At 69.6% G+C, this 16,029-nt stretch carries 13 protein-coding genes and 1 pseudogene; 4 read left to right on the top strand and 10 right to left on the bottom strand.

Annotated elements, in window-relative coordinates; genetic code table 11:
- Nucleotides 1-21: 21 nt before the first annotated feature.
- From J7U37_RS02595 to J7U37_RS02615, 5 genes are all read right to left on the bottom strand, one after another.
- A complete protein-coding gene (locus J7U37_RS02595; protein WP_247634724.1) occupies nucleotides 22-552 on the bottom strand; it encodes a gamma carbonic anhydrase family protein in 531 nt (176 codons plus the stop codon).
- 17 nt (nucleotides 553-569) lie between these two features.
- Nucleotides 570-1,355: an enoyl-CoA hydratase gene (locus J7U37_RS02600; RefSeq protein WP_056182714.1), complete on the bottom strand. Its 786-nt coding sequence runs from the start codon at nucleotides 1,353-1,355 to the stop codon at nucleotides 570-572.
- Entirely contained in the window at nucleotides 1,352-2,581 is a 1,230-nt protein-coding gene (locus J7U37_RS02605; RefSeq protein ID WP_056182717.1) for a CoA transferase, read from the bottom strand. Before J7U37_RS02605 ends, J7U37_RS02600 begins: the two co-directional genes overlap by 4 nt.
- Before the next feature lie 281 nt (nucleotides 2,582-2,862).
- Nucleotides 2,863-4,185 carry an MFS transporter gene (locus J7U37_RS02610; RefSeq protein ID WP_056480287.1) on the bottom strand — a complete coding sequence of 441 codons (1,323 nt, stop codon included), beginning with the start codon at nucleotides 4,183-4,185 and terminating at the stop codon, nucleotides 2,863-2,865.
- A gap of 275 nt (nucleotides 4,186-4,460) precedes the next feature.
- A complete protein-coding gene (locus J7U37_RS02615; RefSeq protein ID WP_247634725.1) occupies nucleotides 4,461-5,636 on the bottom strand; it encodes an aminotransferase class V-fold PLP-dependent enzyme in 1,176 nt (391 codons plus the stop codon).
- A 271-nt stretch (nucleotides 5,637-5,907) separates the two neighbouring features.
- On the opposite strand from J7U37_RS02615, the gene J7U37_RS02620 reads away from it, so the two are divergent.
- Entirely contained in the window at nucleotides 5,908-6,651 is a 744-nt protein-coding gene (locus tag J7U37_RS02620; RefSeq protein ID WP_056480296.1) for a GntR family transcriptional regulator, read from the top strand.
- Nucleotides 6,652-6,957: 306 nt separating this feature from the next.
- Here J7U37_RS02620 and J7U37_RS02625 read toward each other — a convergent pair whose 3' ends face one another.
- Nucleotides 6,958-8,004, bottom strand: coding sequence for a threonine aldolase family protein (locus J7U37_RS02625; protein ID WP_247634726.1), 1,047 nt, complete (start codon nucleotides 8,002-8,004; stop codon nucleotides 6,958-6,960).
- 227 nt (nucleotides 8,005-8,231) lie between these two features.
- On the opposite strand from J7U37_RS02625, the gene J7U37_RS02630 reads away from it, so the two are divergent.
- Entirely contained in the window at nucleotides 8,232-11,240 is a 3,009-nt protein-coding gene (locus tag J7U37_RS02630) for an FAD-binding and (Fe-S)-binding domain-containing protein (protein ID WP_247634727.1), read from the top strand.
- A 153-nt stretch (nucleotides 11,241-11,393) separates the two neighbouring features.
- The gene (locus tag J7U37_RS02635; protein ID WP_247634728.1) at nucleotides 11,394-12,209 is read left to right on the top strand and encodes an oxidoreductase; all 816 of its coding nucleotides are present in this window, start codon (nucleotides 11,394-11,396) and stop codon (nucleotides 12,207-12,209) included.
- A 22-nt stretch (nucleotides 12,210-12,231) separates the two neighbouring features.
- On the opposite strand, the gene J7U37_RS02640 is transcribed toward J7U37_RS02635, so the two are convergent.
- Nucleotides 12,232-13,254 carry a hypothetical protein gene (locus tag J7U37_RS02640; protein WP_247634729.1) on the bottom strand — a complete coding sequence of 341 codons (1,023 nt, stop codon included), beginning with the start codon at nucleotides 13,252-13,254 and terminating at the stop codon, nucleotides 12,232-12,234.
- Between the two features lie 258 nt (nucleotides 13,255-13,512).
- On the opposite strand from J7U37_RS02640, the gene J7U37_RS02645 reads away from it, so the two are divergent.
- On the top strand, nucleotides 13,513-13,800 hold the full coding sequence (locus tag J7U37_RS02645) for a hypothetical protein (protein ID WP_056182738.1): 288 nt from the start codon (nucleotides 13,513-13,515) through the stop codon (nucleotides 13,798-13,800).
- A gap of 45 nt (nucleotides 13,801-13,845) precedes the next feature.
- Here J7U37_RS02645 and J7U37_RS02650 read toward each other — a convergent pair whose 3' ends face one another.
- The 3 genes and pseudogenes from J7U37_RS02650 to J7U37_RS02660 all read right to left on the bottom strand — a co-directional run.
- The gene (locus J7U37_RS02650; protein ID WP_244476799.1) at nucleotides 13,846-14,556 is read right to left on the bottom strand and encodes a hypothetical protein; all 711 of its coding nucleotides are present in this window, start codon (nucleotides 14,554-14,556) and stop codon (nucleotides 13,846-13,848) included.
- A 99-nt stretch (nucleotides 14,557-14,655) separates the two neighbouring features.
- Nucleotides 14,656-15,516: an alpha/beta hydrolase gene (locus J7U37_RS02655; RefSeq protein WP_247634730.1), complete on the bottom strand. Its 861-nt coding sequence runs from the start codon at nucleotides 15,514-15,516 to the stop codon at nucleotides 14,656-14,658.
- 401 nt (nucleotides 15,517-15,917) lie between these two features.
- Nucleotides 15,918-16,029 (bottom strand): annotated as a pseudogene (locus J7U37_RS02660) (IS630 family transposase); the annotation flags it as partial.

A 16,029-nucleotide genomic window follows, 5' to 3' on the forward strand; every position in this document is an offset into this window, starting at 1 on the left:
CCCGTTCGTCGAGCGGGCGTGTCAGCCGAGCGCCAGAAGCTCTTCGCGGTAGCGGCGCCCGTTGGCGACGTAGCTCTCGGCCGTGCGGGCGAGCCGGGCGGCGGCGGCCTCATCGAGGGTCCGGGCGACCCGGGCGGGGGCGCCGACGATCAGGCTGTTGTCGGGAAATTCCTTGCCCTCGGTCACCAGCGCGTTGGCGCCGACGAGGCAGTTGCGGCCGATGCGGGCGCCGTTGAGGATCGTGGCGCCCATGCCAATCAGGGTGCCGGCCCCGATGGTGCAGCCATGCACGATGGCGCGGTGCCCCACGGTGACGTCGTCGCCGAGATCGAGGGGAAAGCCGGGATCGACATGCAGCACCGCCCCGTCCTGGATGTTGCAGCGGTCGCCGATCCGGATGGTGTCGTTGTCGCCCCGCAGGGTGGCGCCGAACCAGATCGAGACGTCGCGGCCGAGATGGACCTGCCCGATCACGTGCGCCCCGGGCGCGATCCAGACGCGGCCCGCCTCGGCGAGCTGCGGGTGATGGGGGCCGAGGGCGTAGAGGGTCATGGCGATCCGATCCGGGTTCAGGTGCCCGTCCAGGCGGCGGGCCGCCGGGCCAGGAAGGCCTCGACGCCCTCGGCGAAATCCCGGCTGCCGTAGCACTCGGCGATCAGGTCGGTCGCGTCCGCTTCCGCGTCCCGGGCGAGGCGGCGCAGCATCGCACGGGTCACCCGCAGGGTCACGGGGGCATGGCCGAGAAGCCGGTCGCAGATGCCGGCGACCTCCGCCTCGAGGGCGTCCGGCGCCACCACGGCGGCGAGGTAGCCCAGCGGCGCCAGGGTCTCGGCGCTGGGCATCTCGGCCAGCAGCAACATGCGGGCGACGAGGCTCGGGCCGAGGGTCGCGGTCAGGCGGCGCAGGTTGGCGGGCGACAGGCAATTGCCCAGGGTCCGGGCGATCGGCACGCCGAAGCGCGCCCCGGCCTCGGCGATCCGGATGTCGCACGCATTGGCGATGGCGAGGCCGCCCCCCACCGCGAAGCCCTCGATCACCGCCACGGTCGGCACCCGGACGGCTTCCAGACCGGCGATGTAGCCGTCGATGCGGGCCTCGTAGGCGACGCCGTCCTGTCCCGTGAACCCGACGAACTGCTCGATGTCGGTGCCGGCCACGAAGGCCTTGCCGCCGGCGCCGCGCAGCACGGCGACCCGCACCGCCGGGTCGGCCTCGATCCGCCCCAGGGCCTCGGCGAGGGCCTCGTACATCGCAAACGTCATCGCGTTGCGGGCGGACGGGCGGTCGAAGGTGAGATGGGCGACGCCGCCCTCGACCCGGTAGCGGACCGCGCCGTCATCGGCGGGGCGGGTCATGCGGCGAAGGCCCCGTCGTCGCGCAGGCGCGCGATCGCCTCGCTGGTCAGCCCGAACTCGCGCAGGACCTCGTCGGTGTGCTCGCCGAGCAGCGGCGCGTGCCGGCGCACCTCGGCGGGCGTGCCCGAGAGCTTCACCGGAAAGCCGATATTCGGAACGCTGCCCTCGATCGGGTGCGGCACCTCGATCCGCATCTGCCGATGGCGGCCGTGTTCGCTCTCGAAGGCCTCCGGGTAGGTGTTCATGCGCCCGGCCGGGATGCCGGCGGCGAGCAGATCGCTCACCCAATCCTCGGCGTTCCTGGCCGCGAAGCTCGTCTCCAGCGCGGCGATCAGGGCCTCTCGGTGGGCAAGCCGCCCGGCGATATCGCGAAAACGTTCGTCGGTTAGAAGGTCCTCGCGCCCGAGCACGTCGCAGAGCAGGCGCCAGAGCTTCTGGTTGGTCGCCCCCATGACGAAGTAGCCGTCCGCCGCCCGCACCGCCTGATAGGGCGCGCTCATGCGGTTAGCGGTGCCGAGCGGCTCCGGAATCCGGCCGGTGCCCCAGTATTCGCTCGTATCCCAGATCGAGAAGGCCAGGGCCGAGTCGAACAGCGACGCGTCGATGTACTGGCCCGCGCCGCTGACCTGCCGGCCGATATACGCACTGAGGATGCCATAGACCGCGAACAGCGCGCAGCCGATATCCGCCACCGGCACGCCGGCCTTCACCGGCGGCCCGCCGGGATGGCCTGTGACGCTCATCACGCCGGACATGGCCTGGGCCATCAGGTCGTAGCCCGGGCGCTTGGCCCAGGGACCCGACTGTCCGAAGCCCGAGATGCTGGCATAGATCAGGCCCGGATTGCGCGCCCGCATCGCCTCGTAACCGAGGCCGAGCCGGGCCATGACGCCGGGGCGGTAGTTCTCGACCACGATGTCGGCGGTCTCGGCCATGTCGAGCAGGAGGTCGCGCCCGGCCGGGCTCTTCAGGTTGAGGGCGAGGCTGCGCTTGTTCCGGTTCATGTTGAGGAAGCCCATGCTGTCGGGCCCCTTCATCTTGAACCCCATGGCGCCCCGGGTCTGGTCGCCGGTGCCGGGCGGCTCGACCTTGATCACGTCGGCCCCGAGATCGGCCAGCAGCATGCTGCAGACCGGACCGGCCATCACCTGCGTCACGTCGAGGACGCGCAGGCCCGCGAGGGGCAGGGGGCGCGGGGTGAGGGTGTCGTGCACGGCTTGGTCCATCGTGCCGGGCTCCTGTGTTGTGCCGGAATCGGGCGCAGCCCGCCGGCTGGAATGTCGCTGACGGCGGCAAAGTCCGCCCGCATCTCCTCGCCTCGCTCGCAGGGCACCACGCCGTCATTCCGGCGCGCCGGAGGCGTGCAATCCAGACACTCGGGAGGTGCAGGATCTGACGCCGTCGGCGGCTCTGGATCTCGGGCTCCGCTGCGCGGCCCCGGGATGACGTGGTGCTGCGCCTGGGTTTCCGACGAGCACAGCGCCAGCCGTGGGGAGACGGGAGCCCGCTACTCCGCCGGCACGACCCGCCCCAGAGGCACCTCCGGCGCCTCCACGAAGGGCTGCTCGGGGTGCATGGTGAAGGCGAGGCCGGCGCCGAGCAGGCACAGGCCGATGGAGCCGGCGAAGGGCAGGGTCCAGCTTCCCGTCATGTCGACGATCATCCCGAAGACGATCGGCGAGATGATCGCCGCCACCGCCGAGCCGGTGTTCATCAGGCCGGCGGCCGTGCCCGAATATTTCGGTGCAATGTCCATCGGCACCGACCAGATCGGGCCGATCACCAGCTCGGCGAAGAAGAAGCCCGAGCTGAGCAGCAGCGCCACCAGGGTCAGGTCGCGGGTGAAGAACACGCCGGTGAGGCTCGCGGCCGCGCCGAGGAAGCCGACCACGATGACGCTGAGCCGGGCCAGCTTGAGGTTGCCGGTCTTCTTGAGAATGCGGTCGCTGAAGACACCGCCGAGGGTGTCGCCGACGACGCCGGCGAAGAACACCCCCGAGGCGAACAGGGCCGAGTTCTTCAGGTCGAGGCCGTAATTCAGCTTGAAGAAGCTCGGCAGCCAGCCGAGGAACAGCCACAGGGTCCAGCCGTAGCAGAAATAGGTCACCGTCACCGGCAGCATGCGCCGGGTCAGGCGGCCCCAGGGCACGGTCTGCTTGGCGCCGACCTTGCTCGGCGGCGGCAGCACCGCGAGTTCCTCCGGCGTGATCGCCGGATGGTCCTTGGGGTCATCGCGGAAATACGCGTACCAGACGACGACCCAGGCGAAGCTCGCGACGCCCAGGATGACGAAGCCGATGCGCCAGCCGAACTGGTAGATCAGGAAGGCGACGATGGGAGGCGCCACCGCGTTGCCGAGCCGCGCGAAGGCGTGGGTGATGCCTTGGGCGAAGCCGCGCTTGCCCGGCGCGGTCCAGTTCTGCATGGCGCGGGTGGCGGTCGGGAAGGTCGCGCCCTCGCCGAAGCCGAGCAGCACGCGGGCGAGGAACAGACTGATCAGGCCGCCGACGAGACCCGTGAGGATCGTCGCCGAGGCCCAGATCAGGCCGCAGACCAGCAGGGTCCGGCGGGCGCCGAACTTGTCGCCGACCGATCCGCCGATGACCTGGAAAATGGCGTAGGGGTAGGCGAAGGCGGACAGGATCAGGCCGAACTGAGTGTTCGACATCCCGAGATCCTTCATGATCTCGCCGCCCGCCGTCGCGATGTTCACCCGGTCGAGATAGGTGACGAAGTACATCAGGCACAGCAGGAACAGGACCATATTCGACGCGGAGACGCGTCGTTTGGCAGGGACTGACGCGGAGACGCGTCCAGTTGCTGGCGTCATCGGGGTTTCCTCCAGTTGAACGCGACACCCCGCCCGGTCTGATCGCCGGGCTTTTTTGCGGGGGCACGCAGGATCGGTGTAATCGGCTGGCGTTAGGGGCTTTCAGTTTTACGAAGTCTTCGTCCCAGGCCCTTCGTCATTCCGGGGCCGCGCAGCGGAGCCCGAGATCCAGAACCGTAGGTTCGATCGCGTCCGGCACCGTCGGCGGACCTGGATTCCGGGCTCGCCTTCGGCGCCCCGGAATGACGGTCTGTCGGGTCCGCCGGAGGTGTCGCTCAGTCGTCGAGGCCGGAACGGAGCGCATCCATCGCCGCCAGCACGCCGCCGCGCGTGTGCGGCACGCCGCCCGCCTTCAGGCCCATCTCGACGCCGGACAGGGCCGCCATCAGCATGAGGTCGTTGGTCTCGCCGAGATGGCCGATGCGGAAGACCTTGCCGGCGACCTTGGCGAGCCCGGTCCCGAGGGACAGGTCGTACTTGTCGAGGATCAGGTTGCGCAGGGCGTCGGCGTCGTGGCCCTGCGGCATCACCACGGCGGTGAGCACCGGCGAGTATTCCGACGGCTCCTGGCACAGGACCTCGAGGCCCCAGGCCTCGACGGCGGCACGGGTGGCGGCCGCAAGGCGCTGGTGGCGGGCGAAGACCTGGGGCAGGCCCTCCTCCATCAGGATGGCGATGGCCTCGCGCAGGCCGTAGAGCAGGTTGGTGGCCGGCGTATAGGGGAAGTATCCGGCCGCATTCGGCTTGAGCATCTCCTGCCAGTCCCAATAGGAGCGCGGCAACGTCGCGGTCTTCGTGGCGGCGAGCGCCCGGTCCGACAGGGCGACGAGCCCGAGGCCGGGCGGCAGCATCAGGCCCTTCTGCGAGCAGCTCACCGAGACGTCGACGCCCCAGGCGTCGTGAGCGTACTCGGCCGAGCCGAGACCCGAGATCGTGTCGACCAGGAACAGGGCCGGGTGGTTGGCCCGGTCGATGGCCTTGCGGATCTCGGCGATCCGGCTGGTCACGCCCGTGGAGGTCTCGTTGTGAACCACCATCACGGCCTTGATCGACTTCGCGCGGTCCTCGGCCAGGATGGCCTCGACCCGGGCCGGGTCGACGCCGCGGCGCCAGTCGCCGGGCACGAACTCGACCTCGATGCCCCAGCGGGCCGCCATCTGGCGCCACAGGGTGGCGAAGTGGCCGGTCTCGAACATCAGCACCCGGTCGCCGGCCGAGAGCGTGTTGACGATGGCGGCCTCCCAGGCCCCCGTGCCCGAGCCCGGATACAGGATCACCGGGGCGCGGGTCTGGAACACCGCCTGGGCCCCTTCCAGAACCGCCCGGCCGAGCTTGGCGAAATCCGGCCCGCGATGGTCGATCACCGGCATGTCCATGGCGCGCAGGACGCGCTCGGGCACGGGGCTCGGCCCCGGGATGTGCAGGAAGTGGCGTCCGGTGCGTGTCGTCATCGCGGGCCTCGCAGGGCGATTGGGGAGCAGGCGACGGGGAAGTCCGGGTCCGAGGCGGAACCGGTCCGACCGGCGGTGCCGGACCGTCCCGAGGACCAGAACGGTGCCGGAAATCCTGCGCGGTGCCGGAACGCAGCGCGCGATTGTCGGCGACGAGCCCCGGTTTCAATTGCGTTGCCCCGAAATTTGCATTCATTTTTCGAACGCACAAGCACTATTTTGCGAACGGTTCCGCTCGACCCCGCCGCTTCGGGCTGATAAATCTGGAACGATGATGCTTGAGTCCGCCCCGGATCCCGCGACCGACGCGGGCGCCGCCGCCGCGCCCACGGGACTGCCAATCCTCGCCGTCGCCTCCCTGCACGGCACGCTCTTGGCCAACCTGCGCGACTACATCGTGGAGGGGAACCTGGCGCCCGGCGCCCGGGTGCCGGAGCGCCTGCTGTGCGAGCGCTTCGGCATCTCCCGCACCCCGTTGCGCGAAGCCCTGAAGGTGCTGGCCTCCGAGGGGCTGATCGATCTGTTGCCGAACCGGGGCGCCCGGGTGCGCCAGCTCGGCGCCGACGAGATGGTGGCGCTCTTCGACGTGATGGGCGGCCTCGAGGCCCTGGCCGGCCGGCTCGCCTGCGAGAAGATCAGCGACGCGGCCTATGCGGAGATCGAGCGCCTGCACCACGAGATGTACGCGTCGTACCTGCGCCGGGACCTGCACGGCTACTTCGCCTGCAACCAGGCGATCCATGACCGCATCGTGCGCGCCGCCGACAACGAGCCCCTGGCCACCACCTACGCCAACTTCGCCGGCCGCCTGCGCCGGGTGCGCTACTCGGCCAATCTCGACCAGAACCGGGACCGGTGGGGCGAGGCGATGCGCGAGCACGAGGAGATCCTCGACGCCCTGCACCGGCGGGCCGGCCATGAGCTGAGCGACATCCTGTTCCGGCACCTGCGCAACAAGCGCAAGGCCGCTGCCGTCCGCGAAGCCGCCCCCGCCCCCGACGCGACCGAGGGGTGACCCGGGGCGATGGCGGTTGCCCTGGCGGTCATCCTGCTCGGTGAGGGTTCGGACCGCGTCCGGTCGATGGAACCGGATGGGCAGAACACGACCGGGTTGGCGAAATCCGGCCCCGAACGACGCTCCTCCCCGGGAGTCATGGCGTCCACGCCTCGATCTCGCAGACCCCGCGAGGGTCTCGTCCCGGCACGGGTCGACCCTTCCCCCTCTGCGGGGGAGGGTGGTCGCGCAGCGGCCGAGAGAGGGGATGCGCGGGCCCCGCGCTGCGGCCAGACCCGTCTCCGAATCGCGCGAGCGAGCCCCGTGTCAGTCCCGCAGGGCCGACAGCCGTTCGGCCTCGGCGCGGATCACGTCCGCCGCCCGGAGGATTCCGGGTTCGTCGACCTCCAGATGGGTGGTAGCGCGGATCTCGTGGGCGCCGATCGCCCGGACCCGGATGTCCTGCGCCAGGCAGGCCTCGGCGAAACGGGCGGCCGTGACCCCGAGGGGCGCCACGGAGAAGCACAGGATGTTGGACTGGGCCGCCCCGGCCGCGATGGCGAGGCCCGGCGCACCCGCGATCCGGTCGCGCAGCAGGGCCGCGTGGGCGTTGTCGCGGGCCAGTTGGTCGACATGGTGATCGAGCGCGTAGAGCCCCGCCGCCGCCAGGATGCCGGACTGGCGCATGGCGCCGCCGAGGCGGTACTTCCAGCGCCAGGCCTGGGTGATGAAGTCCCGGTCGCCGCACAGGACGGCACCGACCGGGCAGCCGAGCCCCTTGCTCAGGTCGATCCAGGCGCTGTCGAAACCCTCCGCATAGGCTTTCGCGGCGACGCCCGTGGCCGCCACGGCGTTCAGCAGGCGGGCCCCGTCGATATGGGCCTTGAGCCCGCGGGTTTTGGCGATGTCGCGGATGCGCCGCATATCGGCCAGATCCCAGACCGAGCCGCCCGAGAAGCTGGTGGTCTGCTCGATCGAGACCAGGGCCGAGCGCGGCGCGGTGCGAGCCGGAACCCGGATCGCGGCCTCGAACGCCTCCGGCGTGTAGACCCCCGCCGGGGTCTTCAGCGCCGCCACGGACACGCCGCCGATCGCCGCCGAGCCGGCGGCCTCGGTGTTGTAGATGTGAGACTGGTCATCGACGATGATCTCGTCGCCGGGCCGGGTCTGCACCAGGATCGCCACGAGGTTGCACATCGTGCCGGAGGGCATGAACACGCCGGCCTCCTGCCCGAGCAGGTCCGCCACCCGCGCGCACAGGGCCAGGGTGGTCGGATCGGAATCCGATTGCTCGTCGCCGACCTCGGCCGCCGCCATCGCGGCCCGCATCCCCGGCGTCGGCCGCGTCTGGGTGTCGCTGTACAGGTCGATCATGGTACCCCCCTATTTTGCATGCAGATTTTGCGGGTTATCTTATCCGCATCGCGGCGGGCCGCCACCCTGTCAGGCCTCGGACGCATCGGGTCTTGGACCCGTTCCCCGCCTCGCTTTCGTTCTATCCGGCATCCTTTCCGCTCTTTTTCTTCCCGCTCTCATTCTTCCCGCTCTCTTCCCGTCTCGCGGCGCGGCGGCCCCATCGGCCCCGCGCGAGGACCCGATGCATGACCGCCACGGCTGAGCCCTTCGTCGCGCCGCGTGCCGCCACCCGCCGGAATGCCGGGCTGCCCCGGCGGCTGGCCGAGGCGCTGGAAGGAGAGGCGCGCTTCGACGCCTTCACCCGCGGACGCTACGCCACCGATGCCTCGATCTACCAGATCGTCCCGGCCGGCGTGGTCCTGCCCCGCTCCGCCGCCGACATCGCCGCCACCCTGAAGATCGCGGCCGAGCACGACGTGCCCGTCATCCTGCGCGGCGGCGGCACCTCGCAGAACGGCCAGCCGATCGGGCGCGGGCTGGTGGTCGACTGCTCGCGCCACTTCAACCGCATCCGCGCCTACGATCCGCAGGCCGGCACCGTCACGGTGGAGCCCGGCATCGTGCTGGAACAGCTCAACAGCCGGGTGAAGGCCGACGGCTGGTTCTTCCCCGTCGAGCCCTCCACGGCGACCCGCTGCACCATCGGCGGCATGACGGGCAACAATTCCTGCGGTGCGCGCTCGCTGCGCTTCGGCAAGATGAGCGACAACGTCCTCGCCATGGAGGCCCTGTTCCACGACGGGGTTCCGTTCGGCTTCGGGCCGACCGGCAACGACAGCACGGGCGTGACCGGTTCAGGCGTGACAGGCTCGGGCCGCGCCGAGTCCCTGGCCGCCGCCATGCGGGCGCTGGCCGAGTCGGAGCGCGCGGAAATCCTGGCCCGCTTCCCGCAGGTCCAGCGCCGGGTCGGCGGCTACAACCTCGACGCCCTGATCGAGCCGCGGCCGAACCTCGCCCACCTGCTCGTCGGCTCGGAGGGCACGCTGGCGGCCACCACCAGCGTCACCCTGAAGCTGTCGCGGCTGCCCGCCCACCGGGTCATGGGCGTCTGCCATTTTCCGTCCTTCCGCGCCGCCATGGAGACCACGAAGGCGCTGGTGGACCTCGATCCCGTGGCGGTCGAACTGGTCGACAACAACGTCCTGGTGCTGGGCGCCGACATTCCGCTGTTCCGCACCACGCTCGCCGACATCACCCGCGGCACCCCGAACTGCCTGCTGCTGGTGGAATTCGCCGGCGACGACCGGGCGACGCTCCTGGCCGACCTGAAGCGCCTCGACGCCTGCATGAGCGACCATGGCTTCACCGGCGCCGTGGTGGAGGTGCCCGAACCGGTCCGGCAGAGATCCGTCTGGGAGGTGCGCGAGGCCTGCCTCAACATCATGATGTCGATGAAGGGCGACGCCAAGCCGGTCTCCTTCATCGAGGATTGCGCGGTGCCCCTGGAGCACCTGGCCGACTATACCGACGCCGTCACCGAGGTGTTCACCCGGCACAGCACCCGCGGCACCTGGTACGCCCACGCCTCGGTGGGCTGCCTGCATGTCCGCCCGATCCTCGACATGAAGCAGGGCGGCGACGTCGCCAAGATGCGCTCCATCGCCGAGGAGGCCAGCGCCGCGGTCCGGCGCTTCAAGGGCTCCTATTCCGGCGAGCACGGCGACGGCATCTCGCGCTCGGAGTACATCGAGCCGATGTTCGGGGCACGCCTGACCCGCGCCTTCGAGGCGGTGAAGGACGGATTCGACCCGGACAACCGCCTCAACCCCGGCAAGATCGTCCGGCCGCTGCGCATGGACGACCGGTCGCTGATGCGCTTCCAGCCGGGCTACGCCGTGACCGAGCCGACCGTGCCGGCCCTCGACTGGTCCGACTGGGGCGGCTTCGGCCCCGCCGTCGAGATGTGCAACAGCAACGGCACCTGCCGGAAGCTCGCCGGCGGCGCCATGTGCCCGTCCTACCGCGTCACCAAGGAGGAGCAGCACCTGACCCGGGGCCGGGCCAATTCCCTGCGGCTCGCCATCTCGGGCCAGCTCGGACCGGACGCCTTCACCGGTCCGGAGATGAAGCGGACCCTGGACCTCTGCGTCTCCTGCAAGGCCTGCCGGCGCGAGTGCCCGACCGGCGTCGACATGGCCAAGATGAAGATCGAGTTCCTGCACCATTACCATGCCCGGCACGGCCTGCCCCTCAAGGAGCGCCTGGTGGCGGCGCTGCCGCTCTACGCCAGCACGGCCGCCCGGCTGGCCCCGCTTCTCAACCTGCGGGACCGCCTGCCGGCCCTGGCCCGCCTGTCCGAGCGGCTGGTCGGCCTCTCGGCGCGCCGGACGCTGCCGCAATGGCGCCGGCCCTGGCGCGAATCGGGCGAGCCCGCCCATCCCTCCGACGTCACCGGCGATTTTCGCGACATCGTCCTGTTCGGCGACACCTTCAACCGGGCCTTCGAGCGCGAGAACCTGGAGGCCGCCGAGCGGGTGCTGCTCGCCGCCGGCTATCGCCTGCATCGGGTCTTCCCGCATCGCGGACGCCGCCCGCTCTGCTGCGGCCGGACCTACCTCGCCTCCGGCCAGACCGACCGGGCCCGGGCCGAGGCGCGGCGGACGCTCACGGCGCTGCTGCCCTATGTCCGGGCCGGCGCCCGGATCGTCGGCCTCGAACCGTCCTGCCTGCTCACCTTCCGGGACGAGTTCGCCTCGCTCCTGCCCGGACCCGAGGCGGCCGAACTCGGACGGGCCAGCCTGCTGTTCGAGGAGCTGCTGGCCGCCGACCTCCAGGCCGGCCGGATCGACCTGCCCCTCGCCGATCAGGGCGGCCGGGTCGCCCATCTCCACGGCCATTGCCACCAGAAGGCCTTCGGCGCGATGGGCGCCGTCGAGTCCGTGCTGCGAGCGGTGCCGGGCCTCGACGTCCGGGTGATCGAGTCGAGCTGCTGCGGCATGGCGGGTGCCTTCGGGTACGGAGCCGACACCATCGACGTGTCCCTGGCCATGGCCGAGCTGTCGCTGTTCCCGGCCCTCCGGGCCGCCGGTCCCGACGATCTCGTCGTCGCGGACGGAACCAGCTGCCGGCACCAGATCCACGACGGTCTCGGCCGAGACGCGCGTCATGTGGCCCGCGTCCTCGACGAAGCCCGCGCGACCTCGACGCGACCCTCGGGGAATACACGGGTCTGCAATCCCGCGATTTCACCCTGAAGCGCGCGACGGAGACGCGACGGAGACTCAGCCGACGAGGGCCTGAACGGGCGCAGACGTGCGGCGCAGCACGCGGCTCCGCTTGCCGTTTTACATTACATACGTCATCTATAAGGGGACGGGCCGGCAGGTCGGCCCTGCCAGGAGAGCGCCATGGGCCAAGCCATCCAGAAGACCGCCATCGTCACCGGAGCCTCCTCGGGCATCGGCCTCGCCACCGTTCGGGCCCTGCAGGCCGCCGGCTATCGGGTGTTCGGGACGAGCCGGCGGCCCGGCGGCGCCCTGGGAGATGCCGGCACCCTGCTCACCTGCGACATCACCGACGAAGCCTCCGTGGCCGCCATGGTCCGCACCGTCCTGGACGAGACCGGCCGGATCGATCTCCTCGTCAACAATGCCGGCTACGGCATCAGCGGTGGCGCCGAGGAATCCTCGGTCGCGCAGGCGCAGACGCTCTTCGACGTCAATCTGTTCGGCGTCATCCGCACCATTCGGGCGGTCCTGCCGACCATGCGCGCCAAGAAGAGCGGCCGCATCGTCAACATCAGTTCCGTCCTCGGCTTGGTACCGGCGCCCTACATGGCGCTCTACGCCGCGAGTAAGCATGCGTTGGAAGGCTATTCGGAATCCATCGACCATGAGATCCGTGGCCAGGGCATCCGCGTCGTCCTGGTGGAACCCGCCTATACCCGGACGTCCTTCGACCAGAACCTGGTCGTGCCCGATGCACAACTGAGCATCTACGCAGAGGCCCGCGCCGGTGCGGACACGATGCTGCGGACCGTGATGGCGACCGCCGACGCCCCGGAGGTCGTCGCCCGAAGAGTGGTGGAGGCCGCCGCCGCAGCCGTGCCCCGCCGCCGCTACACCGCCGGAAAGGTCGCCCGCCAGGTGAGCCTGCTCCGCCGCTTCGCGCCGGCCCACCTCTTCGACAAGAGCCTGCGCAAGCAGATGGGTCTGCCGAACTGAGCGCCGGACGCCGCCGCGGGATCTAGAATTCCATGCCGAATTTAACCCGAAGGTTGTGCCGCTCGAACTGGTTCAGGCCCAGGCCGCGACCGGCCAGGGTCGAATCCCTGTCCCGGCCCCAGACCTGTCCGGCATAGGCCAAGGTGAACCAGGTCTTCTCGGTGAAGCGGTGATGGAGGGCCGGGCCGACGAAGACCGCCTGGCTCTCCAAGTCGTTGAGAAACGTGCCGTTATAGCCCCGCAGGTAACGGACTTCCGGCCCCAGATAGGTGCTGTCCCCGACCCGCGCCACGAGGGCGTTCGACCAGAGGAAGGTGGACGAGCGATAGCCGGATGCCCCGACGCCGCGCTGGCGCCCGGCCGCCGGCTCGAAGCTGATGTTGCTGCCGTACCAGAGTTTGTCCGGCACCACCTGAACATCGAGTTGCAGCACGCTCTCGAGGTCGAAGATGTCGGCTCCGTTGCCCTCGATCGGTAGCACGCGGGCAAACCGGGGCCTCACTTCGAGGGCGAGGCCGAGGGGCTGCTCCTTGCTGCTCTTGAGAAACTGATATTTCACTTCGACGGATATGCCATCGAAGGTGCCGTAGGACTTGTCGTCGAGGTCGGTAATGTTGCGGACGTTTCGAAGGTTGCCGAAGGCTCCGATCTCGATGCTCAACTTGTCCATCGGATCGAACTGATAGCCGAGCTTGGTGTCGAGAACGCGGTAGCGGCCTCGGCCGGGACCGGCCGGCCGCTTGCCCAGCCGGGACACCGTATCGACCACAACCTCCTGCTCGCCCTTCTCGCCCGTATCGGCGCCCTCGGTGAAGCCGAACAGATGTTCGGTATCGACCTCCTTCGCGGCTTTGTCGTCGCCAGCACCGGAATCCGCTCCGGTCTTGGCCGTGCCATCGGTTTTCGGAGACGCGCCCGAAGGCTTCGACCCCGCTCGCTCCGCAGTCCCGGAAGCCTGGACGGCATGCGCGGAGACGTTGGCCAAGACCGCCGCAATCAGCCCGAGCAAAACCCCGACCGGACGCGTGTAACGCGATGTCATCATTGAGAAACCCCATGGCGTCGCTCAACCCGATGACGGTCCGGCAACTGCCGGCACCTTAGATACGCTTCGGCTTATCTTGCATGCGGCCGCCTGGACACAGATGCAGGAAATGTGAATTTTCCGGGATTAACCCCGCAGCATCACAGCCGTCGCTCCCCGCGGAGAGAGGCCCGGATTCCCGCGCGCGCTGCCGTATCGACCCGGGGAACGGCGCAGGGGCAAGGCTGTTTCTTCGACACAGCAGCCAGGAGTTTCACCATGCGGATCATTGCGACAGCGTCGGCCCTCGCCCTTCTCACCTTCGGCAGCGTCGGGGCGGCGGAAGCCAAGGGGTGCATCAAGGGCGCCATCATCGGCGGGATCGCCGGGCACTACCTCGCCGAGCGCGGCGTCGTCGGTGCGGTCGCGGGTTGCCTCGGCGGTCGCTATCTGGCGAACCGTCAGGCGCGGCGTCAGCGGGAGATCGATTACGGTTCGCGGGTCGAGCCACGCGGCACGGGCTACGGCCAGCCCGCCTCCGGTCCGCGTCGCAACTACAGCTACTGATGCGACGTCGGCTCGGCCCTCATCGAAGGCCGGGCCGACCCAGGGTCAGGGTGCCGCGAAGGTCAGAGGCGCCTCGGGCCGCGTCGCCATCCAGAGAACGTGACGAGGCCCGTCGTTGCCCTCTTTGGCATGAACCCGGACCTCGTCGACCCCGTATCCATGCAGGCGCAGGCGCGCCTTGAAGCGACGATCCGGCTTGCCCGACCAGACTCCCAGGATGCCGCCCTTCCGCAGGGCGTAATGGGCTCGCTTGAGACCCCAGGCATCATACAGGCGGTCATTCTCCCGCCGGGTCATCCCCGAGGGGCCATTGTCGACATCCAGCAGGATGGCGTCGAACTGCTCCGGTCCTGACTGGATCAATCGGTTCACATCCTCCTCCACGATCGTGACGCGGGGATCGTCGAGGCTGCCCGCGAAGAGGTGGGCGAGGGGGCCACGTGCCCAGGTCACCACCGCGGGAATGAGTTCGGCGACGACGATGCACGCCTCCGGTCCAAGCGCGGCGAGCGCCGCCCGAAGGGTGAAGCCCATGCCGAGTCCACCGATGAGGACGCGCGGGGCAGGGCGATCCCGGAGCCGCTCGCAGGCGATCGTGGCGAGCGCCTGTTCCGAGCGACGATCCAGATTGGTCATCAGCTCCGCATCCCCGACCTGGATCGAGTAGGCATCGCCCTGTTGCAGAAGGGTCAGCCGGGCCTTGGTGCCCGGAATGGCGCTGGTGTCGATGGAGACCCAGGGAGGCGAGGGGATCAACGCTGAACTCCGTCCGCGCAGGCATCGGGCCGCGCTCGCACGGGCCTCATCCGAATCCCACCCGAAGGTCAACCGGATTGCGGGCCTACACCGGGCGGATCAGCGCGTCAGGAATTCGCGGAGCGCCACGTTGACGGCGTCGATCGCCTCATGGTGCAGCCAGTGCGTCGCCTCGGGAAACCAGGTGAGCTGGCCCTGCGTGCAACGGGCCAAACTCTCCGTGGCAAGGCCGGGCGAGAGGGCGAAATCCTTCCGGCCCCAGAGGATGTGTGTCGGCACGCCGATCGGCCCGTCCTGCGTCCGGCGCTTCAGGCGCAATGCCCGATACCAGTTCAGCATGCCCGTCGGCGCACCGCGCTGTGTCCAGGCCTCGGCATAGCGTTCGAGATCCGCTTCGGTGAAGGTTCCGGGCCGGCTCGTCAGGCGCAAGGTCTGGCGTAGGGCACGGAAGTTTCCCGCACGAAGAGCTGCCTCCGGCAATCGAGGGATCTGGAAAGCGGCGACGTACGAGGATCGGAGTGCCTGGATTGGGTGTCGACGCGTATAGGCCCCGATCACGTCGGGATGGGGCGCGTTCAGGATGACGAGGCGACGGATGCGCTCGGGGTTACGGGCGGCGAGCCACCAGGCGACGATCCCGCCCCAATCGTGCCCGACCACCTGAACCTGCTCGGCGCCGAAATGGTCCGCCAGCGCCAGGACATCGTCGGCGAGCCGGTCGAGGTGATAGGCCGAGAGAAGCCGAGGCTTGCTGCTCCGATTGTATCCGCGTTGATCGGGGACGATGATGCGCAATCCTGACGCTGCCAAGGCGTTGATCTGATTGCGCCAGCCGAACCAAGCCTCGGGAAACCCATGGAGAAGGATCGTCGGCGTTCCATCCCGAGGGCCGGCCGTGGCGACCTGCAGCGTGACGTCGGGCAGGGTCAAGAAGCTTAGATCCGGATCACGCGGCGCCATGGTGCCGTCTCTCCTCGGGTCAGGGAGAAGCGAGGGGAACGCCGGCCACTCGGCGCATCCCTCGCCTACGAGACGCCAACGCCGCCCGGACGGCTTTTTCTCCCCTCGCGCCTGTCGAACTCCCCTCGCTCCTGGCGAAATGGGGCTCGCCCATGAACCGGGGGCTCGTCGCAAAGCCGGCCCGGCCGAGGCCGAATTCCCGTCAGGGGATCATGCTGCCGGCTGATGCGGTTGAAACTCGGGTCAGCCGTGAAACACCAGCCTCCTGCCCCGCCCGATGCCGATACCCTTTGGACGTCCGAAGCTTCCATCCAGCCAGCAGGACCTCGAGGAATCCGCGCGGCCGACCTACCGGCCGCCCCAACCGTCGGGCCTGTCCCCGGTCTTAGAGCGGTTTCCACCTACTCCGGATCGTAACCGGCGGCAGCGAAGTAGTTTGCGCACTCGGTTGGGGTGAAGGCGTCGAGCAGATTGCCGACGACAGTCCAGAGCCGATCGACCGTGCGCTCGGCC

It is taken from the genome of Methylobacterium sp. 37f (assembly GCF_023093475.1).
Taxonomy (GTDB): Bacteria; Pseudomonadota; Alphaproteobacteria; order Rhizobiales; family Beijerinckiaceae; genus Methylobacterium.